The organism is Sphingomonas arantia, from assembly GCF_042682045.1.
GTDB lineage: Bacteria > Pseudomonadota > Alphaproteobacteria > Sphingomonadales > Sphingomonadaceae > Sphingomonas_R > Sphingomonas_R arantia.
The window spans coordinates 94523-116078 of record NZ_JBHUGS010000005.1; the positions used below are offsets into that span (position 1 = coordinate 94523).

Sequence of the window (21556 nt, forward strand, 5' to 3'; positions counted from 1 at the left end):
ACGCAAGTTTCGTCGCAGCTTGCATCGATAGTCCGTGGTCCGGCCGTGCCGGATGCGCCGTTCGGATAAGGACGACCTGCCCGGTGGCAGGTCGTCCACACCCTCAGAACCGCGCCTTGAACCCCATGTAGAAAGACCGGCCCAGCACATCGTAGGTTCCGGGCAGCGTGTTGCCTGGCGTACCGGCGATCACCAACGGCGCCTTGTCGAACAGGTTGGTCACGCCCGCGCGCAACTGGAACCGCTCGTTCACCGCGATGCGCCCGGTCAGGTCGAACAGGTCGTAGGACGGCACCCCCGCCGCCGGGCTGGCCGGGCGAATGACGCTCGTCACGTCGCGCATCGCATTCAGGTGGCGCCAGCGCACGCCGATGTCAGCCTTGCCGAGTGTCAGGTTGCCCGTCGTCGTGTACCGCCAGCGCGGCAGCGGCAGCGAATTGGTCGCGTCGATCGTGCCTGCAAACTCCTGGAACGCATCGGTCGGGAAGTTCTTGACCTGATAGCTGTCGAGATAGCTCACCAGCGTATTGAGCGAGAAGCGCACGTCCCCGCCGTTCGCCAGCGACGCGATATCCAGGCTCCAGTCGAGCTGGACGTCGATCCCCTTCGTCTTCAACCCACCCAGGTTGAGGTAGGGCAGCGCGACGTTGGTGATCCCGCCCGTCTGGTCGCGCGTGATCAGCCCGCAGAATGTGTTGGCCGCATCATAGGTCGGGTTGCTCCCGTCCTGGTTGTAGCATTTCGCCAGCGCAGTATTCCCGGCCACGGTCGAGATGACGTCCGTGATTGAGATGTCGTAATAATCCACCGACAGCGACAGGCCGCGCAGCAGCGGCGACTGGAAACGCGGGCGCAGCACGATGCCGGCCGTCTTGGTCGTCGCCTTTTCCGGGCTGAGCGCGAGGTTGCCCGAGTTGGTGACCGGGATCGCCACCGTCGTGAAGTTGTAGTTGTCGACCAGCGCGGTCGGCACGCCGGTGGCGATGCACAGCGTCCGCAACTGCGCCGCTCCGCTGCCCGTCCGCGACACGCTGCGCACGTCGCAGGGGTCGCCCGATGCCGGCGGATTGCCGATCTGGACCTGCGCACCCGTCGCCGAACTGAACAGTTCGCCGATGTTCGGGGCGCGGATCGCGCGCTGATACCCGCCGCGCAACAGCACCATCTTGACCGGCGACCATTCGACTTCCGCCTTGTACGTCGTGGCCCCGCCCGTGACGTTATAGTCCGAATAGCGCGCACCCAGGCTCAGGTTCAGCGTCTGGAAGAACGGCGTTTCGCGCAGGATCGGTACGAACAGTTCTCCGGCAATCTCCTTCACGTTCGTCTTGCCGCTGGTCGGGTTGGTCTGGTTCGTCGCGAACACGTCGCCCGCGATCAGCTCCGCGCCGGGCTCGAAACTATATTTGTTCTCGCGGTACGTACCGACCACCGACAGCTTCAGGTCACCCGCCGGCAGCGTCAGCAGCGTGCCCTGCACCGCCCCCTCGACCGTGTTCTGGCGGATATCCTCGTCGCGGCTGACGCGGCGCGTGATGAACGCGGCGCAGGCCGGTGAGATCGTCCCGGCATTGGCGAGCCCGAACGGGTTGTATCCACCCGCGCACAGCGACTGCCCGCCGTCGCTCGCCCCCAGCAGGCGGTTGAGCTGGCTGCCCAGCACGCCCGGCGCGATGTCGTCATGGATGACGTTGCGGTCGCGCGATCCGTAGATGTCGTAGGTCCAGTCGCCGAAGCCCAGCTTGCCGCGTGCGCCGACGATGAACTGGCTGGTTTCGAACGTCGTATCGAACACGCGCGACGGCAGTTCGGTGAACCGCCGGTTGATCGCGAACGGCGCATTGGGGTCGGGCCGCGATGCCAGGACGGCGCGCAGGCTGGCCGGGATGAACGGGTTGGCGGCGGACACGTTGACGTTGATGAACTGGGTCAGCGAATTGCCGACATTGGTCTGCGCTTCGGAACGGGTGAACAGCCCCTGCGCGTACAGCGTCAGCGCGTCCGACACCTCATACTCGGCTTTGCCGAACGCGTTGAACCGCTCCAGCGGCCGCTCGATCGACTGCTGGCGCGCCACCGGCTGACGCACGACATTGCCGAACGTGACATAGTCCCCGGTCGTCGGGCCGGCATAGTTGGTCGCACCGACCTGGCTGAACAAAGATCCGTCGTCGTTGAACCCCAGCGAGTTGGTCCGCGCCACCGTACCGGGCGCACGGTTGCCGAACGCCGCATTCACCGCGGCCTGCGTCGGCAGGTTGGTGGCGGACGGCACGAACGTCCCCTGCCCGATGAACGACGACAGGATGCCCAGGTCGAAGAACGACCGCTCGGATCCCTTCAGCTCGTCGCGCTTGGTATAGCCCGCTGCCCCTACGATGCTGAACCGGTCGTCGCCGGATGTCCATCCGCCGACGGCCGACAGGTCGGTCGCCAGCCGATCCGCGCGGAACGTGTTGCCGATCTGCCCGTCGATCTCGATCCCGTTGATGTTGCGCCGCGTGCGGAAATTGACGACGCCGGAAATCGCGTCCGACCCATAGACCGCCGACGCACCGCCGGTGATCGTCTCCACGCTTTCGATCAGTGATTGCGGGATGATGTTGACGTCGGTGACGTTGAAGACGGTCGACGGCGGCAACCGCCGCCCGTCGAGCAGCACCAGGTTGCGCCGGTCGCCCAGGCCACGCAGGTTGAGCGTCGCGCGTCCCGCGCTGGCCGCCGCCGATGCGCCGCCGCCCTGCGATCCCGACCCCGGAATGAACTGCGGCAACTGGTTCAGCGACTGTTCGACGTTGACCGCACCGGTGGCCTTCAGCGCTTCCTGGCTGGTCGTCACGATCGGGCTGGCGGAGGTATAGTCGCTGCGCGTGATGCGCGATCCGGTCACGACGATCTCGCCGTCGCCGGTTTCCGCGGGCGCGGCCTGAACCTCGGCCGGCGTCGCGGCACCCTGGCTGGGCAGCAGCGCGGGCGACGTCTGGTCCGCGGCCGGCGGCAACGAGCTCGCGTCCGGCGCCGGGGTGGCCGTCTGCGCGACGCCCGCCGACGTCCAGAGCAAGGCTACCGCGGACACACCGATCCTGTACCTCTTCATGACTGATCCTCCCTGATTTGTTTTTTTGGTATCGACACACTGCTGATCCGCAGCGATTTCTAGGTGACCGTGGGTAGCTCGATCCGGCTGACGTCGGTCAGGATGACGATGTACGAAAGCGCCCCGAGCAGGGCGACGACCCCGATGAACCCCAGCGCGTAGGCGAAGCTGCCGGTGACCGCGACGATCCCGCCGATCACCAGCGGCGTGATGATGCCCGCCAGGTTCGCGGCCAGGTTGAAGATGCCGCCGGTCACGCCGAGCATCCCTTCCGGCGCGATATCGGACACCAGCGTCCAGCCCAGCGCCGCCATCCCCTGCGCGAAGAACGCCAGCGACAGGATCGCGATCACCACCCGATCGTCGGTCACGAAATTCGCCGCGACGATCGTCGATGCCAGCAGCAGGCCGAGGATGATCGGCAATTTGCGGGCGACCGTGGCCGACACACCCCGCCGCAGCATCGTGTCCGACCACCACCCGCCGAACAGCACGCCGACCGATGCGGCGATGAACGGCAGGATCGCGAAGAAACCGATCTTCAGCCAGTCCATGTGACGCTCGACCGCCAGGTAGGTCGGGAACCACGTCAGGAAGAAGACGAGCGTCGAATTGCCCGCGAACTGACCGAGGCAGATGCCCCACATCTTGCGTTCGCGCAGCAGCAGCGCCGCCTTCGACCAGTCGAGCTTCGGCGCGGCGGCGTGTGCGGCCAGACCGCCGCCGGCGACGATGTGCGCGATCTCCGCCGGGTTGGCATCGCTGTCGGCGGGCTCACGGTAGCCGCGCCACCAGATCAGCGCGAACACCAGCCCGACGACGCCCGCCCCCACGAACAACGACCGCCAGCCCCAATGCGCCAGCATCGCGAACAGCAGCGGACTGAGAAATGCCAGCCCGATATATTCACCGACCGTATAGACCCCGGTCGCCAGCGCGCGTTCTTGTCGCGGGAACCACGTCGCCACCACCCGCCCGTTCGCCGGGAAACAGGGCGACTCCGCGATGCCGAGTAGCAACCTCAGCCCGAGCAGCGAGGCGATCCCGCCGACCAGCGCATGGAACAGCGTGAACAGCGACCAGAACCCGACCGACAGGCAATAGGTCAGCCGCGTCCCGAACCGGTCGAGAAACGCCCCGCCCGGAATCTGCGACGCGGCGTAGGTCCACGAAAATGCGGAAAACACGACGCCCATCAGCGCGGGGCTGATCGACAATTCCTTGGTCAGCGCCGGCGCGGCGATGCCCAGGATGGTGCGGTCCAGATAGTTGATCAGCGTGCCGGTCGCGATCAGCGCCAGCATGCTGAACCGGACGCGCGACCGCCGATCACCCGACGTCGCGGCCGCCACCGCGGTCATGCCCCCGCTCCGGTCAGCGCGGCGAAATGGCGCATCATCCGGTCGCCGTCCGCCTTGCGCCCGGTGAAGATCTCGAACGCGCCGACCGCCTGAAACACCGCCATGTTGCCACCGTGCGACGTCCGGCACCCGGTCACCCGCGCGGCCTTCAGCAACGCGGTCTCCAGCGGGAAATAGACGATCTCCGCCACCCACAGGTCGGGCCGCAGCAGACCTGCATCGAGCGGCAGGCCCGGATGCGCCGCCATGCCCGTCGGCGTGGCGTGGACCAGCCCCTGCGCATCGGCCAGCGCCGCGGCGATGTCGGTCGATGCGGTGGCCGCGTCGGCGCCGAAGCGCGCGCACAAGGTCGCGGCCAGCCGTTCCGCCCGGCCCACGTCGGTATCGACGACCGCGACATGCGTGGCACCCATCGACAGCACCGCGGCCGCCGTCGCCGCCCCCGCCCCGCCCGCGCCCAGCTGCGCGACGCGGTGTCCGCGGATGGCGCCGATGTCGCGCTCGATCCCGACCCGGAAACCGGAGACGTCGGTGTTGTAGCCGCGCGTCCGACCGTCCACGATCCGCACCGTATTGACCGCGCCGATTGCCAGCGCATCGTCGTCGACTTCGTCCAGCAACGGCAGGATCGCCTGCTTGCACGGATGCGTGATGTTCAGCCCGTCGAAGCCCAGCATGATCGCCCCGTCCAGCAGCGCGGGCAGATCGTCGACCGACCGGCCGAGCGCGACGAGGTCGATGATGCGGTAGATGTAGCGGCAACCCTGCGCATCGCCCTCGGCCATGTGCATCGCGGGCGACAGTGACCCGCCGATCCCCTCGCCGATCAGTCCAATCAGCCAACCGGTGCGCGGCGATGGCGTCCGTGGCGCGGCCGAAGCCGGCTCGTCGCGAGCAAGACGTATGTCGCCCATCAGTTCCCGTCCCTTCTTGCGCCAGCTTTTCCGCCGGTCTGCGATCTTTGTGTACGAACTAGTACGTTCATGTCAACTGCCCCTTGCGGTACTTGCCTAACGAGGGTGCCCCAGCCGATAGAGCATCGATGGCCAAGCCCCCTCCTCCCCCGGTCGACCAGCGCCGTTCCGCCGAGCGGACGCGCGCCGACATCGTCGAAATCGCCCTGAACGAATTTGCCGACAAGGGTTTCGCCGGCGCCCGGATCGACGAGATCGCCGACCGCACCGATGCGTCGAAGCGGATGATCTATTATTATTTCGGCAGCAAGGAAGGCCTGTACCAGGCGGTGCTCGAACATGCCTATGCGTCGATCCGCACGACGGAGGCGGTCGCCGAACTGACCTCGCTGGCCCCCACCGCGGCGCTCGCGCGGCTGGTCGAGATCACGTTCGACTATCACCTCCAGCATCCCGAATTCGTCCGGCTGGTGATGAACGAGAACATCCAGCGCGGCACCGCGATCGGCGCGCTCGACAGTACGCGGACCCGCAACGACTCCGTGCTCCACATGATCGGCACTTTGCTCGATCGCGGCGTTGCGGACGGCGTGTTCCGGACCGGTCTCGATCCGATCCAGCTCCACATGACGATCAGCGCACTCGCCTTCTACAACGTGTCCAACCGTTACACGTTCGAACGCATCTTCGCCTTCGACATGACGTCGGACGAGGCCAATGCACAACGCCGCGCGATCGTCGTCGATACCGTCCTGCGCGCCTGCCAGGCCTGACTCGCCCGCCCTAGATCGCCGCGTAGGACGCCACGAGCAGCGCTGCGGCAACCGATGCGATGAACCGCTCGCTCAGCCGCCATTCGTCCGGCACGAGCCCCTCGAACCGCCAGGTCCAGAGCAGCGCGGCGGCCAGATAGGTGCCCATCATCCCGAAGACGAAGGGCCGTCGATCGGGTCCCACCATCACGATCGCCAACGCGACCAGAGCCAGCAACACCAGCCCCCCGCCGATCGCCCATACCACCGATCGCGACCGAAGCCGCCAGTTCCAGACGGCGAACAACCCCATCCCCTCGACAAGATAGCCGAGCGTGACCAGACCGAAGCTCACGTCGCGTCGCCCCGTGCCGCAAGACGCACCAAAACTCCGAAGAATGACATATCGCAAACCGCCCACGCGCCGATGGGCAGGACAGCCCTCCGCTTCAGGCCCGAGGTCGGTCCCCCGCATATCGATACGAGTACGATTGTCCTATTCCGCATAGTGCCGGCATAGTATTAAACGGTTTGTGCGATGTTCTTCCGTGATTACGTCGCCCAAGTTTGCAACCTTCCGTCCGAGTATACGCAAACCATATTCGAACAGGCGCAATCGATCTCGATTCACTATTTCACATTCCGTACATTGACAGCCTTTCCACGGATTTGGAACGGCTCCCCGATGACCATGCTACGACCGAAACAATGGTGAGCGTACGGAACGCAACCGAGATGCTGGTTCTCGGCAAAGATCGCGACGGAAGCTGGACCGTTCGGGAGGGTGAAGGGCTGCTCCTCGGCCGGTTCACCTCCTCAATGGCGGCGCACCACTTCGCGCAGGCCGAGCGGCGTTCACGCCCGTCGGCGGTCATCGCGTCCTCGAACGGATCGCGGCCACGCATTGCCGGTCGCCTGACGCTGTCCCGCGGCGTCCGGCCCAGGCCGGCGGACATGTCGGATGCATAGGATCGCGCCCCGCCTCGCCGGCCTCGCACTCGTCGCCGCATCGTGCGGGACGACATGGGTCCACCGTTCGATCTGGGACGCCGCGCACAACGGACCGGCGCAAGCCGCCGAACTCGGGATCGGCCTGCTCACCTTCATGCTCGCCAGTGCCGGCGTGCTGCTCCTGATCCACGGTGTCGCGCTGTTCGGCCGGACGATCAACGAAGCCCCGCCGGCGACGCCGGATCTGATCGGACGGCTGCTCGACCCGATCACGCCTGCCGGCCGCGCCTACGACACCAGACGGGGTGTCGCGATGATGCAGACGCGCCGCACCCGCATGGCCGGTCTCTCGCCCACCCGTCCCGAACTGCGCTGATCCGCTGCGGCGAACCGAACGCATCCCTACGAGCGCACTATGCGATCGCCCGGAATCGATCTCGATACCCTACGCCGCGCTGCGTACTTCGGATCGGCGGGCAACAGGCTCGTGATACGAAAGGCAACAAGGCGACATGTCGTCTGCACCCACCCCGACGCCCGACATAAGCGGGCTCGTCCTCTACGTCGGTCAGGATCGCGCCGGCCACTGGCTGGTCCAGGACAATAACAGCCGGATCGAAGGACGCTTCACCTGCTACGCATCCGCGCTGAGCTTTGCCGAGGCGGAGCGCGACATCTACCACGCGACGGTCAAGATCACGAACCGCCCGCTCGTCCCGCTCATCTCGTTCGGACCGGCCGGCCCCGGCGAGTATGCCCTGCCGCGCGCCGCATGACGGTGGCAGCAATGACAAACGTCCACGCCCTGGCAACCCGTCCGCATGTCGCAACGGCCCCACGCGCAAAGCTGGCCGTCCCGGGATCGAAAGCCGCGATCCACGACCCGCGCTGGCCGCGTGTCGCCGCGCAGCTCGCCAGCCTGCGCGGTGCCGGCCGCCATGCCGTCCGCATCGTCGATGCCGATTGCGGCGCGGGCTCGCTCCTCCTCCACGCCGCCCGCCATGCCCGTGCGCTGGGCTTCACCGCGATCGAGTGCCGCGGGATCGACGGATCGCCCGCGCTGATCGGTCGCGCCCGCGCCGCCGCCGCCCGCTGCGTCGATCCGGCGATCGGCCTGTCGTTCGACTTGACCGACATGATCGCGGCACTTGAGGCGGAACAGGACTTTCCGGCCGACCTCGTCCTCTGGCACGGCAGTCCCGCCGACCATCAACGACCCGAGGCACTCGCCGCAGTCCGCGCCGCCGGACAGGTCACGATCGCCGATCACGAGCCGGCCGCGGAACAGGTCGCGACATGACCCGGCGGGACATGCTCTGGCGCGGCGCAGGGCTCGTCCTCGCCGCCGCCGCCTGTACCGGCGCCGTCCTGCTCGACGACTCCCCGCTCGTCATTCCGCTGTTCGTGGTCGCACTGATCGGCCTGACGCTGATCATCAACGGCAAGCGGGCCGCCACCGCGCTGCATGCCGAGCGGCGCGGCCACGGACACACTGCGGAGGCGATCCACGCGGAACGGGTCCGCCGTCACCGCCCCGACCGATCCCGGTCCTGACGCGCGCTACTGCATCCCCGCTTCCAGCCGGCACGTTGCCGGATCGGGCGCGGAAGTGCTGTTCCGCCGCGCCGCGATCTCCCGCCGCGCCGCGTCCATTTCGTTCCGGAATGCCGCCACCGAATGCAGCGCCGCGACCTTCACCGCTCCAGCCAGATAGCCCGCTTCGACCGCGCTGCGGTTGTGCGAACCGCAGATGTAGCGGCTTTCGCCATATTGCCGCCCGCGACGCAGGATCGCGGTCGCCCGGTCCGGCATCAGCTCCGCCAGGATCAGCGCGGTCGACCAGCCCGCGGTCGTATGGCCCGACGGATAGTCGCCGTTCGCCGCCAGATGCGCGGTCTTCGGTTCGCAGATCGGCGCGTCGTGATCCAGATAGGGCCGCCGCACCGCCAGCGTGTCCTTCGCACGCCCGACCATGTTCTCGTCGCCGTCCCGCGCCATGACCCGCGCCAGCGCCGGCAGGCCGGGATCGTCCAACCGCAACCCGGCGGCGCAGCTGAACACCACCAGCCGATTGGTGGTCACGTCGCTCGTCGCGATCCGCCCGCGGTCCGTGCCGAGCAACGGCCGCGTCGCGCGGAACGTCGCGGCATCGTCCACCGCCTGCGGCGATCCCTTGGCCGGCGGGGCGGGCAGGATGCGAACCAGATCGGGCATCGGGGCACCCGCCAGATAGGCGGGCTGCGCGACCGGCGCGGCAGCGGCAAGCAGGACCAGCGAGACGATCGGAACCATCACTTTCCCTTCCCCTCCAGGTCGCCACAGGCCGGGCGCCGCAAGGGATTGCACCGCGCCACGATACCGCCGGGCAACGCGACATGATAGCCGCCCGGCAGGCGCGGGTCCGGCCAGAGATAATCCGTCGACACATATTGCGCCCCGCCGGCCAGCGCCGCGTCGCGCGGCTTGGTGTCGTTCGCACGGGCCTCCCGCGTGTTGGCATCGGCGCGCGTCCGCACGATGAACCCCGCCGCCACCGCCCGGCGAATGCGGTCCGCGTCGCGCACCGGATCGTTCAGCGTCAGGTACGCGGCGGCCGGCGACGCCTCGTCGGTGTTGATGAAGAACACCCGCCCCTCCAGCGACCGCCTCGCCCCGCGATACACCGCGACCTTCGCCGGCGGTTCGTCCAGCGCGAACAGGAACTTGCCGCGCGCCGCGTCCAGCGTCGGCCACGCATTCGCCAGCACCGCCTCGCGCAGCGTGGGATACCGCCCCTGCACGTCGTCCGGCACGATCAGGTGCGCCGGGTCCATGACGGACCGGATCTCGGCGTCCAGCGCGTCATAGGCCTTGCTGTCGAACGGCAGCGCGTCGATCCCGCCGCGCGCCGCATTCTGTTCGTCCTTGGCGTTGAACATCAGCAGGATCGGCACGTGCCGCGGATGCGCATCGGACCAGCGTCGGATCGTGCGCAGGCATTCGACCAGCAGGACGCAGGACGATCCGTTGTCGATCCCCGGGATATGCAACACCTTGAACCCCGGCCGACGCAGCGCCGGATCGGTCGACCCCGCCGCATAATGCCCCCCGACAGGATCGTAGTTCACGTCCAGTTCCAGCTGCCGCGCCCCGGCGTCCAGCTGTTCGGTCAACGGCCGATGCCCGTAGTCCAGCGCATCGGCCATGGCCGGCGACACCGCCCGCACCCGCGCCATCGTCGCTGTGGGCATCGGCAGCTTGTAGCTGTTGTGCGTCCCGATCACCGCGATGTCGTTCATCCTGAGCGGCGGCGCCGCATCCGCACCCGCCGCCGCGAACGCCAGCCCCGCCGCCGCCATCGTCCGAATGATCGACATCGCGCTTTCTCCCATCAGAATTTGAACAGCAACGACCCGGACACCGTCCGCCCGAAGATCGGACGCGCCAGGATGATCGCGCCCGCCGCCACCCCCGGCACCGCCTGCGCCCCGCCGCCCTGGCCCAGGCCCAGGCTGTTCGACAGGTTCGTTCCCTTCACCTGCACCGTCACCTGGTCGGTCAAGTCCAGTTCCGCGCTGGCGTTGAACACCGAAAACGCCGGCAGCCTGACGATGTTGGCGTCGTCGTTGAATTTGTTGCCCTCGTACCGCCATTCGCCCAGCACACGCAGGCGACCGTTCGCCAGCGTCAGCCGCGGGCGGACGCTCGCCATCACCTTCGGCATGCTCGACGGCCGGTTATCGTCGAACGATGTCGTCGTCGTGACCCCGCTCGCGATGGTGTTGTAGCTGTAGTTCTTGAACTTCGGATCCTGGTAGGTCGCCGTCGCCGCCACGTCGAACCAGTCGGTCGGGCGCAGGCTCCCCTCCAGCTCGACACCGATCGTGCGGACGTCGCCATAGTTAATTTCCTGCACGATCAGCAGCGACGTCGGGTCGATGAACGTGTTGGTGAACTGTACGTCCTGGAACGAATTGTAGAAGACCGTCGCGAACAGGCTGCCCCACGGCTGCTGGAACTTCACGCCCGCCTCGGCCTGGTCGATCGACTGGCTGCGCACGTCGGTGGGCAGGACATTGTCGCGATACTGCCCGATCTGCGGCAGGCGGTAGCTGCTGGTGTACCGCGCGAACACGCCGGCATTCGGCATGAACTGCCAGTTGGCACCGATCGTATAGCTCTTGTCGTCGAACGCCGGGTCGAACCGCGTCAGCACGCCCGATCCGTACAGGACATTGTCGTCCGCTAGCGTGGTCGCATCGCCCAGGTTGAAACTGCGCACCCCTTCGCTGAACCCGCGGATCCAGATCTTCTCGTACCGGAACCCGCCGTCGATGCGCAGCTTGGGCGTCACCTGCCATTCGTCGGACAGGTAGACCGCGGCATCCTCGTATCCGCCGAACGAATGGGCGAACCGCGACTCGTATCGCGCGATGCCCCCGTCGGTGACGCGCCCGACCACCTGCCCCGCGGCATTCACGGCGACCACGTCGAGCAGCCGCGCATTGTCGCGCACTTCGGTGATGCCCACGCCGTCGTTGCGATCATGCGCCCAGTCCGCGGTCGTGCCGTAGAAGCCCAGCTTCACGTCGTGCCGGCCGATCCCGGTTTCGAACACATGGCCCAGCTCGACCAGCCCGATCATTTCCTTGATCGGGTTCTGGATCGACTGGAACGTGTTGACGCCGACCAGCCCGTTGCCGTTCGCATCCGCCGGATACGCGCTGCCGTCGCCGGAATAGACGAACCTCACGTCGGTCGCCCCCTGCGCCGCGAACGCGCGCAATGCGTTGGCGCGGTTCGTCGTCAGGTACGCGGCCTGCGTCGACAGGTTGTTCAGGCCGCGCGCATTGCGGTTGGTCTTGCTGTCGCGGTACCGGAACCCCGCGTTGATCGTCGTCCCGTCGTCGAACCGCATGTCGCCCTTGGCGGTGAACTGCAGGTCGCTCGTCTGGTTGAACAGGTTGAACGCCGCATCGCGGATGCCGACCGGCGTCTTGATCACGACATTGCCGTCCTCGGGGCCGGTCAGCGTATCGTCATTGCCGTTGAACGGCGTCAGCGGCCGGATTTTGCCCGACGCGGTCCGCACCAGCGGGATCGCGTCGAAAAAGAAGTTGTTGTCTTCCAGATACTTCACGCCGAACGACAGGTTGCCGCGCGCGAACGCCTTCGACACGATGACCCGCCCCTGCCCGCCTTCGTTCGCGGTCGGGCCGGGATCGCGCACGCCCTGGTCCTTGTTGTAATATCCGCCGATCGAAAAGCGCCAGTCGTCCGCGATCGGCCCGCCGATCCAAACGTCCGCCCGCGCTTGGCCGTAGTCGGCGGTGGTCAGCTTCAACAGACCGCTCAGTTCCGGCGTCCCGCGCCGCGGGATGAAGTTGATCAGCCCGCCCGGCGCATTGGCCGCGAAGATCGACGACGGGCCGCCGCGCACCGCCTCGATGCTGCTATAGCTTTCGTCGATGCGCAGAAACTGGTCGACGTTGATCCAGTTGATGCCCGGATCATGCTGGATCGGCAGGCCGTCCTCATACACCGCCAGCGATTCATAGCCGCCGCGCGGGATGCCGCGAACCCGCGTGTTGTTCGCCCCGACACCGGCGGACGAATCCGCCCATACGCCCGGAATCTGCTGCAACGCCTCGGCAAGGTTGCCGATCGCGCGCTGGCGCAGTTCCTGGTCGCTGATCGTGGTGATCGAATAGCTCGCCTCGACCTTGCGTTGGTTCACAGTGCCCAGCCGCCCGGTGACCACGATGTCCTCGCCATTGCCGGCCGAGTTCGTCCGCGCCGCGTCACGCGGCGCGGCGTCCTCTGCCGCGACGGGTGCCGTCGCAACGTCCTGCGCGCCGGCGGCACTGCCGATCATGGTCACGCCGATGCATGCCGCGGTCGCCCGCAGTCGATTGATGGTCCGCAATGTCTTACCCCCCGGTGATCGCGGCCGTTACCCGGCTCGCTTGCGCCGCGGCTATGCGGACCCGCCATGACCGAACGGAGACGTGAACGTTACGAACGCGATACATGCGGCCGACGGTTCAGCCGGTCGCCCGGTCCGCCTCAGTTGGCCAGAACCGGCACCGTCGCGGCCACGGCTTCAGACGACGATCGCTCGATCGACCACAGCACACGCTGCGCGCCATGTTCCCAGGCGACCGCCTGCCCGCCCGTCGTCAGACCGATCGTCGCGACGTGCTCCAGCGTCGATCCCGCCGCCGGCAGGCGCAGCGCATAGAGTTCGGGCCGGTCATGCCCCGTCACATAGAGCAGCCCGTCCTTCCCCCAGACCCCGCCGGACGAGCTATAGGGTGCGAAGCGCGCCAGCACGTCCGCCGGGAACAGCCACGCCCCCTGTTCCGCGAATTGCGGGGAATAGCGGACGAGCGTCGTCAGCCGGTGGTCGCGTCCCGGCTCGCCACCCTTGTTGTCGTAATGCGCGAAACACGCCCACCAGCTGCCGTCATGCCAGTCCAGCCACGTCAGCGAACCGCGCCCCGGCCCCAGGCTGCGCGTCCGGACATGCGTCATCTTCACGGTGTCGAACCACTCGATCGAACTGGTCATCGGCACGTCGGGATAGTTGGACGCCGCACAGACCAGGTCATGACCTTCGAGGATGCAGCTGTTCATATGGCGGAACAGCTTCGGATCACCTTGCCAGCGGCCGATGCGCTGCTTCGTGCGGCGATCATATTTGCCGATCTGCGCGTTGGAGATCGCATAGACGTGCCGCCGATCGGCCACCACGCCCTGCCGCGCCTCGGGCGCACGGAACCGCTCGATCTCGGTCACGACCGGCTGGCCGGCAGGCGCGACGACCGCCAGGAGGAATGCGAGGACCAGCATCAGAACTTGGCGGATATGCCCGCATAGAACGTCCGGCCATAGCGTTCATTCTGGATCAGCCAGTTCTTGTTCCCCGCCTGATATTGGCGGGTCGGCTCATCCGTCAGGTTCTGCGCCTCCGCGAACAGCCGGACATTCTCCAGCAAGGCAAAGCTCGCCTTGGCGTCCAGCCGGCGCAGGTCGTCGTTATACTGGTCGTTATACGCCGGGCTGCCGATCGCGAGCAGCGAGTAACCGGTGTTGTGATAGGCGACCGACGCCTCCAGCCGACCCTTCTGGTAGAACAGCTCCGCCCCATAGAGATATTTGGACTGGCTCGGGAAACTCGACAGCCGCCCGTCCGGCAGGCGCAGGCTGGAGTCCGTCAGCGTCCCGTTCAACGTGATGCCGAAGCCCGACAGCAGGCCCGGCAGGAAACTGAACTGCTGCTGATACTGCGCCTCGATCCCGACGATGTCGCCCTTGTCCGCGTTCAACGGCTGCGTGACGTTCAGCACCGGATAGGTGACGCCGTCGAACACCGTGTTGCGCAGGACGGTGACCTGGCTGAAGATCGGGTTGCGGATGAACTTCGCGAACGCCCCGACGCTCAGGATCCCGCCGCGCGCGAAATACCATTCCGCCGTCGCATCCAGATTGTCCGCACGATACGGTTTCAGCTCCGAATTGCCGAGCGACGCGGCATTGTTCGCGCTGTCGATCGATCCGCCGGGGCTCAGCGTCGAATATTCCGGCCGGCCCAGGCTCTTGGAATAAGCGAAGCGAAAGACCGTGTCGTCGCTCGGCTTAATCCGCATGATCAGCGACGGCAGCCAGTCGTCATAGCTGTTCCCCGCCGCGACCGCCGACACCGCCCCGCCCGCCAGGCGGAACCCGTTGATGTCGAGCGTGGTATGTTCGTAGCGCACCCCCGGCGTCAGCGTCACCGCGCCGAACACCAGATTGGCCATCGCATAGCCCGCGGCCACCTTCTCCTTCAGCGCGAAGTCCGAGATCGTGTTGTTGGTCAGCGTCGTCGCCGCATCGAGCGGCATCAGCGCGCCGCCGCGATTCTGCTCGGTGAACGCCTGCAACGCCGCAATATCGAACACCGGCGCGTTGAAATAGCATTGCTTCGGATGCGCGCTGTCCGGGTTCACGCACTCGCCGGGTGCGTCGAGCCCGTACTGGCCGAGCGTCCAGCGGTTGCCCGTCGCGGATGCCCGGACCCAGGTCGGGTTGTCCTGATCGAACGTGCGATCCGTATCGCGATACTTGCCGCCGAACTTCAGGAAGCTGCCCCCGTCGCCGATGCCGTCCAGCGTGTAGGTCGCGTCGACCTTGCCCTGCCAGATCTTCTCGACATTGACCTGGTCGAACTCCTGATACTGGCGGAACTGCAACTGGTTGCCCGTGCATTCCGTCACCGGCGCCGCTTCGTACACCTTCTCGGTGAAGTCGAAATTGACCGTGCCGGGGTTGCAGCGGAACTGCCAGAGCGGATAGCGGTCGACCGTCCGGTTGCGGCTGTACGCCGCGTCGTAGTTCAGCGTCAGCCGGTTGAGTTCGGTCGATCCGCCGACGCTGCCCGTCGCGAGATATTTGGATTTATAGTCGAGCCGCAGGTCCTCGCGCCGCTCCGGGCCCGAACCCGCCGCGCCCGTCGCCGAACTCGGCACGCCCACCGTCTGCCCGGTCAGCCCGTCCGGGTTCAGCGTGAACGGCGTCGTGGTGAAATCCAGCCGGTACCGCGGCCGCACCTCGTCTTCGGTGAACTTGCTGTAGACGCCGCGGACATAGAATGTCTGCGTGTCGCTGGGGTGCCAGTCGAATGATCCGGTCCCGCTGATCCGTTCGCGCTTCAGCGAATATTGCGTGTATTTGATGTTGTCCGGCACGCCGCCGCGCGCCGCGGTGGCAAGCGGTTTCCAGTTGTCGGGATAGAAACCCTCGCTGTCGAAATCGCGGAACGAATAACTGCCGCCCAGCACGATGCCGAACTGGTCGTCGGATCCGAACCGCGTGCCGACGCTGGCATCGGCCTGATACGGCACCTTCTCGTTCAGCGTCTGGTATCCGGCCTTGGCACTGATCGCCAGGTTGCTACGCGCCTTGAAATCGAATGCGGTCTGCGTGACCAGGTTGATCGTTCCGCCGATCCCCTGCCCGTCCATGTCCGCCGTCTTGACCTTCACGACCTCGACCCGGTTGAGCAGCTGCCCCGAAATGATGTCGAGCGGCAGCGCGCGCGTCGTGCCGTCCGGGTTGCCGATCTCCAGCCCGTTCAGCGTATAGTTGTTCAGGTTCGACGGCACGCCGCGGATCGCGACATAGCGGCCCTCGCCCTGATCGTAGCTTACGCCGACCCCGGGCAGGTGCTCGATCACCTCCGCCACGTTGCGATCGGGAAGCCGGCCGATCTCGTCGGCGGCGGCCACATCGACCACGCCGATCGCGTCGCGCTTCACCTGGATCGAACGCTCCTGCTGCGCCCGCTGGCCGGTGACGACGATCGCGTCCTCCGTCGCACCGGTCGCCACGGTCTGCGCCGCGGCGGCATCGGAAAATGCCAGCACGCCGAGCGCGCTGGTCGCAATCAAGATCGTCTTCATGGTCTTCCCATCCCCGGTACGATCGGCGGGATAGGCGGATCAGACTATGGTTCGATGACGGACAGGTGACCGTTTGGTGTCAAAGTGGTATGCATACCCACGCCAGAGATTCACGTCCGGAACCGCAGTCAGAGATACCGCATCCACCACGCATTGCTCGCGCGCTTGACCGCGGCGAAGCGCTGGCAGGCGAACCAACACGGCACCCCGACGCATGCCGCCACCGCCCAGATCCCGCCGACCGTTGGCACGCTCACCAGCCCCTCCGCGCCGCCGACCGCCCCCACGACGCGGTTCAACCCGTGCAGCAGGTAGAGGTGCAGGATGTAGAAGAACAACGGCACCGATCCGAACACCACCAGCATCCCCGCCATCCGCGTCGGCAACCGCTCGAACAGCAGCAGCAGCCACGCCCCGATCGCGAGGGTCAGCAGCAGGAAATCGGCCGACGGCGGATATTTGGTGAGGTTGAGGAAGCTCATCAGCGTTTCCAGCCCGCCCGAACCAGCCGTCCACGGCACCGGCTCGCCATACCCGTTCAGCACGCGCAGCACGCCGAACGCCGCGAGCGCAACCGACCCGACAACCGCCAACGCCCGCCGCCGCCACTCCGGCGACACACCCCTCGCGAACCACGGCCCCATGGCATAACCCAGCGCGATAACGCCGATCCACGGCAGCACCGGATAGGATGTCCGCGCCTGCCCGCGCCATGGCAGGTCGATGAAGCCGCGGTCGTGCAGCACCGCCCACAGCGCATGCCCCGCATCACCCGGCCCGACCGCGATTGGATCGAGCAAGTTATGCCCCAGCACGATCGCGAACCCGACCGCCGCGATCGCCGGCCGGGGCAGATGGACGAGCGCGGCCAGCGCCACCATCGACACCCCGATCGCCCAGATCACCTGAAGATAGACCGTCGCCGGCGTCACATCGAACGTCCAGGCGAAGTTCACCACCGTCCATTCCAGCACGATCAGGAACAGCCCGCGCTTGAACAGGAACCCCGACGCCGCCTGCGCCCCGCCGCGCGGGGCACCGTATAACCACGCCGCAAGCCCGGTCAGCGCGACGAACACCGGCGCGCACAGATGCGCCGCCAGCCGCGTAACCACCAGCGCGGGCGCGGTCCTGCCCAGGTCCATCGGGTCGCTGACCTGCGCATGCAGGAAAAAGAATTCGCGCGTATGATCGACCAGCATCAGCAGGATGACGAACCCGCGCAACGCGTCGATCGCCGCGATCCGCTGTACCCGGACCGCCGGCGCCGGGACGCCGGCTCCGTCCTGAAAGTTGTTCGATACGGTTGACACCAGATACTCCCTTCCGCCAATTGCGATGATACATCATCACCAGGAAGGCAACCTCCCTTGTCGAAACGATCGTCCGCGGCAAGCCTGTTGCCGCTGCTCTGCTGCGCCCTGCCCGCCTTCGCCGAAGTGCCCGACGCGGCACCGGTGATTGCGGAGGAGCGCGTTCGCGAGGAGGAGATCGTCGTGCTTGGTACGCGCCGCACCCGCGCGGACGCAACCCTCTCGTCCGACCTCGCGACCGAAACGATGTCGCAATCCAGCCGGTCGATCGAACGCGACCTGCTGTCCGCCGCCGGCACCTACCGCCTGTCCGACGCGCTCGAACTGGTCAGCGGGATCAGCAACCAGAACAACCGTGGCGGCGTGATGGACAATTTCGCGATCCGCGGCTTTCTCGGTACGCCCGACGGCGGCGCCGAATATTATGTCGACGGCTTCCTCGCCAATCGCGGCATGGGCCCCCCGCGCGATCCCGCCACGACCGAGCGGATCGAGGTCCTGAAGGGCCCGGCCGGCGCGCTGTTCGGCGACATCGATCCCGCCGGCCGCGTCAACATCGTCAGCAAGACGCCCGGCTTCGACCCCGCCGTCGTCGCGACCTACAGCTATGGCTCGTTCGACACGCGCCGCGTCGAACTGGACGCGAACCTGCCGCTGACGCAGACGCTGGCCGCGCGGCTCGTGGTCGCGACCGAGAGTTCGGACGGCTGGCGCGATCATGTCGGCCTCGACCGCTCGGTCGTCGCCCCGTCGCTCACCTGGCGGCCGAGCGACACCGTCCGGCTGACCTATGTCGGCGAGATCACGCGGTTCGACACGCTGTTCGATCGCGGCATTCCCGCCATCGCGGGCGACGCCAACGCGCTGCCCCGCTCAAGCTACTACGGCGAGCCGAACGACGGCCCGACCCGCTTCCGCAATCAGCGCCATCAACTGACCGCGCTCGCCGAACTGGGCGACGGCTGGTCGCTCAACGGCGGCGTCGCCTGGCGGACGGGCACGCTGAAGGGCTTTTCCTCGGATCAGTCGCGTCTGGTCGACGACCGCACCCTGTGGCGCCAGCGCCGCTCGCGCGACTTCAAGGTCGACGATCTGTCGGCGCGCATCGAACTCGCCGGCACGATCGGCAACCACCGCACCAGCATCGGTCTGAAAGGCTATGTCCTCGACTATGCCGAACGCTGGATGCGCCGCAATCCGACCGCCGCTGCCCCCTATGCGATCGACGTCTACGCTCCGGTCTATGGCCAGGCCCCGCCGACGCTGCTCCCGTTCACCAACAACCGCGAAAAACGCCGCTCCGGTACCCTCTACGTGCAGGACATGTGGGACGTCACCGACCGGTTGACCCTGTCCGGCGGTGCGCGCTTCGACGCGTATCGTCAGCGCATCCGCAACAACAACACCGGTGTCGTCGGCCAGACCGCCGATCACCCGCTGAACTTCCGTCTCGGCGCCAAGTACCAGGCGACCCAGGCCATCTCGCTGCACGGCAACTGGGGCAAGAATTTCGTCCTGAACTCGGGCACCGACCGGCTCGGCGCGGGCTTCGCACCCGAAACGGGCAAGGGCTACGAAGCGGGCATCGCCGGCCGCTGGCCCGGGCTCGATCTCGCCGTCACCTGGTTCGACATCCGCAAGCGCGGCATCCTGACCAACGATCCGGTCGACAGCAACTTCCTCGCCCCCGTCGGCGACCTCAAGAGCCGCGGGATCGAGGCGGATGCCGCGCTGAAACTCGGCCGCCATTGGCAGCTCGTCGCGAACTACGCCTGGACCCACGCCCGCGTCGACGATCGCAGCTTCCCGACCGACGAGGTGCTGAACGTCCCCGAACATGCCGCGACGCTGTTCGCGCTCGGCCACTTCCTCGACGCCGCCGGCCGCGGCCTGTCGGTCAGTGGCGGCGTGAGCTACGTCGGCAACCGCGCCGGCTCGCTCGAAACCGATGTCGTCCTGTTGCCCGACTATCTGAAGGCGAAGGCCGCGGTCGAATACACCTTCTCCCCGCGCCTCACGCTCCGCCTCGAAGCCGACAATCTCTTCGATGCCCACTACGCGCAAAGCTCCTACAGCCGCGTCTGGATCTATCCCGGCCAGCCTCGGACCGTACGCCTGTCGGTCCGTGTTGCGGCGTGACGGACGGCTGCGCTATCAGGATGTGCCGGGTCAGGGAGAAACGCGATGCCGTCCGCAAGCCTTGTCGTCGCCACCCTGCTCGCCGCTGCCAACCCCACATTCCCCGCGAACCTCCACGGCCAGTGGACCGATAACGCGGCGCATTGCGGTAAGGAGGACACCACCGGCATCCGCGTCACGGCGCGCAGCATCGCGTTTTACGAAGCGGTCGGAACGCCCACCTCGGTCCGGACGGAAAAGGACGGCACGATCACCGCAACGCTAACCTACACCGGCGAGGGCAGGCGCTGGACCGAGGCCAACAGCTACGAACTGTCGCGCGACGGAACGTCCGTCCGCGTCCGCGCGCTCGGCGGCATGTATATCCTCGACCGCTGCCGCTAACCCCTCACCGACCCGTCGGGCAGGACGCCACCACCGGGTCGCACCGAAACCCGCCCGCGAACGGCGCGACATGATAGTCGTTCGCGTAGATGTTCGGCGCGGTCAGATAGTCGGTCGAGATGATTTGCGCCCCGCTCGCCAGCGCGGCATCGCGCCGGCGCGTATCACCCGTCCGCGCATCGACCGTATCGATGTCGGCCCGTGTGCGGACGAGGTAGCCCTTGCGCACCGCATCGCGGATATCCGCCCCGCGGGTCAACGCGTTGTCGAACAGCATGAACGCGGTATGGGCCATCCCCGGCTTCCCCTGCACGAACGCCATCCGCCCCTGCAACGACGGCCGCGCATCCAGATACGGCGCGAACGCCGGGAAATTCATCCCCGGCACCAGGAACAGGAACACGAACTTGCCGCGCGCCTGCGCCACGGTGGGCCAGCGCTTCGCCAGCGCCGCCGCCTCCAGCGTCGTCATGTCGCCGCGCAGGTCGTCCGGCGTGAACACCTTGTCGCGGCCCAGCACGCTCCGGATGCTCGCATCCACCTCCTCGAACGCCGCCCGGTCGAACTTCGGCACCACCGCGGTCCCGGGGATCACCTTGTCCAGCCCGGACAGCTTGGGTTCTAGCAGCACGAACACCGGGCTATGCCGCGGCGTCGCATCCGACCATTGCCGCAGCAGCGTCAGGCAGGACCGGAACGTCGGGCACTGGCTGCGGAAATCCAGGTCGGCGACGTGGAACACCTTCATGCCCGGCTTCATCATTTCGTCGCGATAGGTCGGCGCAAGCTCGGTCGCCCCCTGCGCGCGCAACTGGCGATAGGGCAGCGGATCGGCATAGGCCCCACCCTTCGGATCGGGCTGCAGGTCGATCTCGACACTGCGCACGCCGCTGCGCAACTGTGCTTGCAGCGGCATCTGCACATAATCGAGCGTCCTGGCCATGTCGTCCGACTTGCCGGGATGCTCGTCCTCCATCGCCGCGCGCCGTTCCGGCGTCATGGTCTTCGTCATCGACGCCATCAGCGCGGACAGTCGCGGCGCCATCATCGCCATCACGCGCGGGTCGGCGGGCAACGCATAGCTGTTGTGCGTCCCCACCACCTGGATCGCGTTGATCGGCAACCGGTCGAATGCCGCGCCGTCGTCGCCCTGCGCCACCGCGACGCCGGCCAGCGACGCGGCGGCCAGCAGGGCACCCGCAAGGATCGTCCTCATGGTCGTC

At 67.0% G+C, this 21556-nt stretch carries 19 protein-coding genes; 8 read left to right on the top strand and 11 right to left on the bottom strand.

What is annotated here, in order from left to right; translation table 11 throughout:
* Positions 1-103 precede the first annotated feature (103 nt).
* The 3 genes from ACFSGX_RS15555 to ACFSGX_RS15565 are packed head-to-tail and all read right to left on the bottom strand — an operon-like array spanning position 104 to position 5372.
* A complete protein-coding gene (locus ACFSGX_RS15555; RefSeq protein WP_380931236.1) occupies positions 104-3097 on the bottom strand; it encodes a TonB-dependent receptor plug domain-containing protein in 2994 nt (997 codons plus the stop codon).
* Between the two features lie 59 nt (positions 3098-3156).
* Positions 3157-4458, bottom strand: a complete 1302-nt coding sequence (locus ACFSGX_RS15560; RefSeq protein ID WP_380931237.1) for an MFS transporter — start codon at positions 4456-4458, stop codon at positions 3157-3159.
* On the bottom strand, positions 4455-5372 hold the full coding sequence (locus ACFSGX_RS15565) for a shikimate dehydrogenase (RefSeq protein ID WP_380931238.1): 918 nt from the start codon (positions 5370-5372) through the stop codon (positions 4455-4457). Before ACFSGX_RS15565 ends, ACFSGX_RS15560 begins: the two co-directional genes overlap by 4 nt.
* Positions 5373-5500: 128 nt before the next feature.
* Here ACFSGX_RS15565 and ACFSGX_RS15570 point away from each other — a divergent pair, with 128 nt between their 5' ends.
* Entirely contained in the window at positions 5501-6145 is a 645-nt protein-coding gene (locus ACFSGX_RS15570) for a TetR/AcrR family transcriptional regulator (RefSeq protein WP_157176987.1), read from the top strand.
* 10 nt (positions 6146-6155) lie between these two features.
* On the opposite strand, the gene ACFSGX_RS15575 is transcribed toward ACFSGX_RS15570, so the two are convergent.
* On the bottom strand, positions 6156-6479 hold the full coding sequence (locus ACFSGX_RS15575) for a hypothetical protein (RefSeq protein WP_380931239.1): 324 nt from the start codon (positions 6477-6479) through the stop codon (positions 6156-6158).
* A gap of 356 nt (positions 6480-6835) precedes the next feature.
* Here ACFSGX_RS15575 and ACFSGX_RS15580 point away from each other — a divergent pair, with 356 nt between their 5' ends.
* The 5 genes from ACFSGX_RS15580 to ACFSGX_RS15600 all read left to right on the top strand — a co-directional run bounded on the left by ACFSGX_RS15580 (position 6836) and on the right by ACFSGX_RS15600 (position 8629).
* Positions 6836-7093, top strand: a complete 258-nt coding sequence (locus tag ACFSGX_RS15580; RefSeq protein WP_380931240.1) for a hypothetical protein — start codon at positions 6836-6838, stop codon at positions 7091-7093.
* Positions 7086-7451 (top strand): hypothetical protein, encoded by a 366-nt coding sequence (locus ACFSGX_RS15585; protein ID WP_380931241.1) that lies wholly within the window; start codon positions 7086-7088, stop codon positions 7449-7451. The genes ACFSGX_RS15580 and ACFSGX_RS15585 overlap by 8 nt, the downstream gene beginning before the upstream one ends.
* Positions 7452-7587: 136 nt before the next feature.
* Entirely contained in the window at positions 7588-7851 is a 264-nt protein-coding gene (locus tag ACFSGX_RS15590; protein WP_380931242.1) for a hypothetical protein, read from the top strand.
* Positions 7848-8375 (top strand): SAM-dependent methyltransferase, encoded by a 528-nt coding sequence (locus ACFSGX_RS15595; RefSeq protein ID WP_380931243.1) that lies wholly within the window; start codon positions 7848-7850, stop codon positions 8373-8375. The genes ACFSGX_RS15590 and ACFSGX_RS15595 overlap by 4 nt, the downstream gene beginning before the upstream one ends.
* Positions 8372-8629, top strand: a complete 258-nt coding sequence (locus ACFSGX_RS15600; protein ID WP_380931244.1) for a hypothetical protein — start codon at positions 8372-8374, stop codon at positions 8627-8629. The genes ACFSGX_RS15595 and ACFSGX_RS15600 overlap by 4 nt, the downstream gene beginning before the upstream one ends.
* 6 nt (positions 8630-8635) lie before the next feature.
* Here ACFSGX_RS15600 and ACFSGX_RS15605 read toward each other — a convergent pair whose 3' ends face one another.
* The 6 genes from ACFSGX_RS15605 to ACFSGX_RS15630 all read right to left on the bottom strand — a co-directional run bounded on the left by ACFSGX_RS15605 (position 8636) and on the right by ACFSGX_RS15630 (position 17810).
* Positions 8636-9367 carry an acid phosphatase gene (locus ACFSGX_RS15605; protein WP_380931245.1) on the bottom strand — a complete coding sequence of 244 codons (732 nt, stop codon included), beginning with the start codon at positions 9365-9367 and terminating at the stop codon, positions 8636-8638.
* On the bottom strand, positions 9367-10431 hold the full coding sequence (locus tag ACFSGX_RS15610; protein ID WP_380931246.1) for a phosphatidylinositol-specific phospholipase C1-like protein: 1065 nt from the start codon (positions 10429-10431) through the stop codon (positions 9367-9369). Before ACFSGX_RS15610 ends, ACFSGX_RS15605 begins: the two co-directional genes overlap by 1 nt.
* Before the next feature lie 14 nt (positions 10432-10445).
* The gene (locus tag ACFSGX_RS15615) at positions 10446-12929 is read right to left on the bottom strand and encodes a TonB-dependent receptor (RefSeq protein ID WP_380931620.1); all 2484 of its coding nucleotides are present in this window, start codon (positions 12927-12929) and stop codon (positions 10446-10448) included.
* Between the two features lie 191 nt (positions 12930-13120).
* Positions 13121-13906 (bottom strand): hypothetical protein, encoded by a 786-nt coding sequence (locus ACFSGX_RS15620; protein WP_380931247.1) that lies wholly within the window; start codon positions 13904-13906, stop codon positions 13121-13123.
* Positions 13906-16497, bottom strand: coding sequence for a TonB-dependent receptor (locus tag ACFSGX_RS15625; protein WP_380931248.1), 2592 nt, complete (start codon positions 16495-16497; stop codon positions 13906-13908). Before ACFSGX_RS15625 ends, ACFSGX_RS15620 begins: the two co-directional genes overlap by 1 nt.
* Before the next feature lie 128 nt (positions 16498-16625).
* Positions 16626-17810 (bottom strand): acetyltransferase domain-containing protein, encoded by a 1185-nt coding sequence (locus ACFSGX_RS15630; RefSeq protein ID WP_380931249.1) that lies wholly within the window; start codon positions 17808-17810, stop codon positions 16626-16628.
* A gap of 57 nt (positions 17811-17867) precedes the next feature.
* Here ACFSGX_RS15630 and ACFSGX_RS15635 point away from each other — a divergent pair, with 57 nt between their 5' ends.
* The gene (locus ACFSGX_RS15635) at positions 17868-19949 is read left to right on the top strand and encodes a TonB-dependent siderophore receptor (protein ID WP_380931250.1); all 2082 of its coding nucleotides are present in this window, start codon (positions 17868-17870) and stop codon (positions 19947-19949) included.
* Between the two features lie 45 nt (positions 19950-19994).
* On the top strand, positions 19995-20333 hold the full coding sequence (locus tag ACFSGX_RS15640; protein WP_380931251.1) for a hypothetical protein: 339 nt from the start codon (positions 19995-19997) through the stop codon (positions 20331-20333).
* Between the two features lie 4 nt (positions 20334-20337).
* On the opposite strand, the gene ACFSGX_RS15645 is transcribed toward ACFSGX_RS15640, so the two are convergent.
* The gene (locus ACFSGX_RS15645) at positions 20338-21549 is read right to left on the bottom strand and encodes a Ca2+-dependent phosphoinositide-specific phospholipase C (RefSeq protein ID WP_380931252.1); all 1212 of its coding nucleotides are present in this window, start codon (positions 21547-21549) and stop codon (positions 20338-20340) included.
* Between the last annotated feature and the right edge of the window lie 7 nt (positions 21550-21556).

Bases quoted from the DNA above. Each gene is read 5' to 3' on its own strand.
- ACFSGX_RS15595 (WP_380931243.1), top strand. From the start codon at position 7,848: ATGACGGTGGCAGCAATGACAAACGTCCACGCCCTGGCAACCCGTCCG.
- ACFSGX_RS15590 (WP_380931242.1), top strand. From the start codon at position 7,588: ATGTCGTCTGCACCCACCCCGACGCCCGACATAAGCGGGCTCGTCCTC.
- ACFSGX_RS15610 (WP_380931246.1), bottom strand. From the start codon at position 10,431: ATGTCGATCATTCGGACGATGGCGGCGGCGGGGCTGGCGTTCGCGGCG.
- ACFSGX_RS15645 (WP_380931252.1), bottom strand. From the start codon at position 21,549: ATGAGGACGATCCTTGCGGGTGCCCTGCTGGCCGCCGCGTCGCTGGCC.
- ACFSGX_RS15555 (WP_380931236.1), bottom strand. From the start codon at position 3,097: ATGAAGAGGTACAGGATCGGTGTGTCCGCGGTAGCCTTGCTCTGGACG.
- ACFSGX_RS15570 (WP_157176987.1), top strand. From the start codon at position 5,501: ATGGCCAAGCCCCCTCCTCCCCCGGTCGACCAGCGCCGTTCCGCCGAG.
- ACFSGX_RS15605 (WP_380931245.1), bottom strand. From the start codon at position 9,367: ATGGTTCCGATCGTCTCGCTGGTCCTGCTTGCCGCTGCCGCGCCGGTC.
- ACFSGX_RS15640 (WP_380931251.1), top strand. From the start codon at position 19,995: ATGCCGTCCGCAAGCCTTGTCGTCGCCACCCTGCTCGCCGCTGCCAAC.
- ACFSGX_RS15625 (WP_380931248.1), bottom strand. From the start codon at position 16,497: ATGAAGACGATCTTGATTGCGACCAGCGCGCTCGGCGTGCTGGCATTT.
- ACFSGX_RS15560 (WP_380931237.1), bottom strand. From the start codon at position 4,458: ATGACCGCGGTGGCGGCCGCGACGTCGGGTGATCGGCGGTCGCGCGTC.
- ACFSGX_RS15620 (WP_380931247.1), bottom strand. From the start codon at position 13,906: ATGCTGGTCCTCGCATTCCTCCTGGCGGTCGTCGCGCCTGCCGGCCAG.
- ACFSGX_RS15585 (WP_380931241.1), top strand. From the start codon at position 7,086: ATGCATAGGATCGCGCCCCGCCTCGCCGGCCTCGCACTCGTCGCCGCA.
- ACFSGX_RS15565 (WP_380931238.1), bottom strand. From the start codon at position 5,372: ATGGGCGACATACGTCTTGCTCGCGACGAGCCGGCTTCGGCCGCGCCA.
- ACFSGX_RS15600 (WP_380931244.1), top strand. From the start codon at position 8,372: ATGACCCGGCGGGACATGCTCTGGCGCGGCGCAGGGCTCGTCCTCGCC.
- ACFSGX_RS15615 (WP_380931620.1), bottom strand. From the start codon at position 12,929: ATGATCGGCAGTGCCGCCGGCGCGCAGGACGTTGCGACGGCACCCGTC.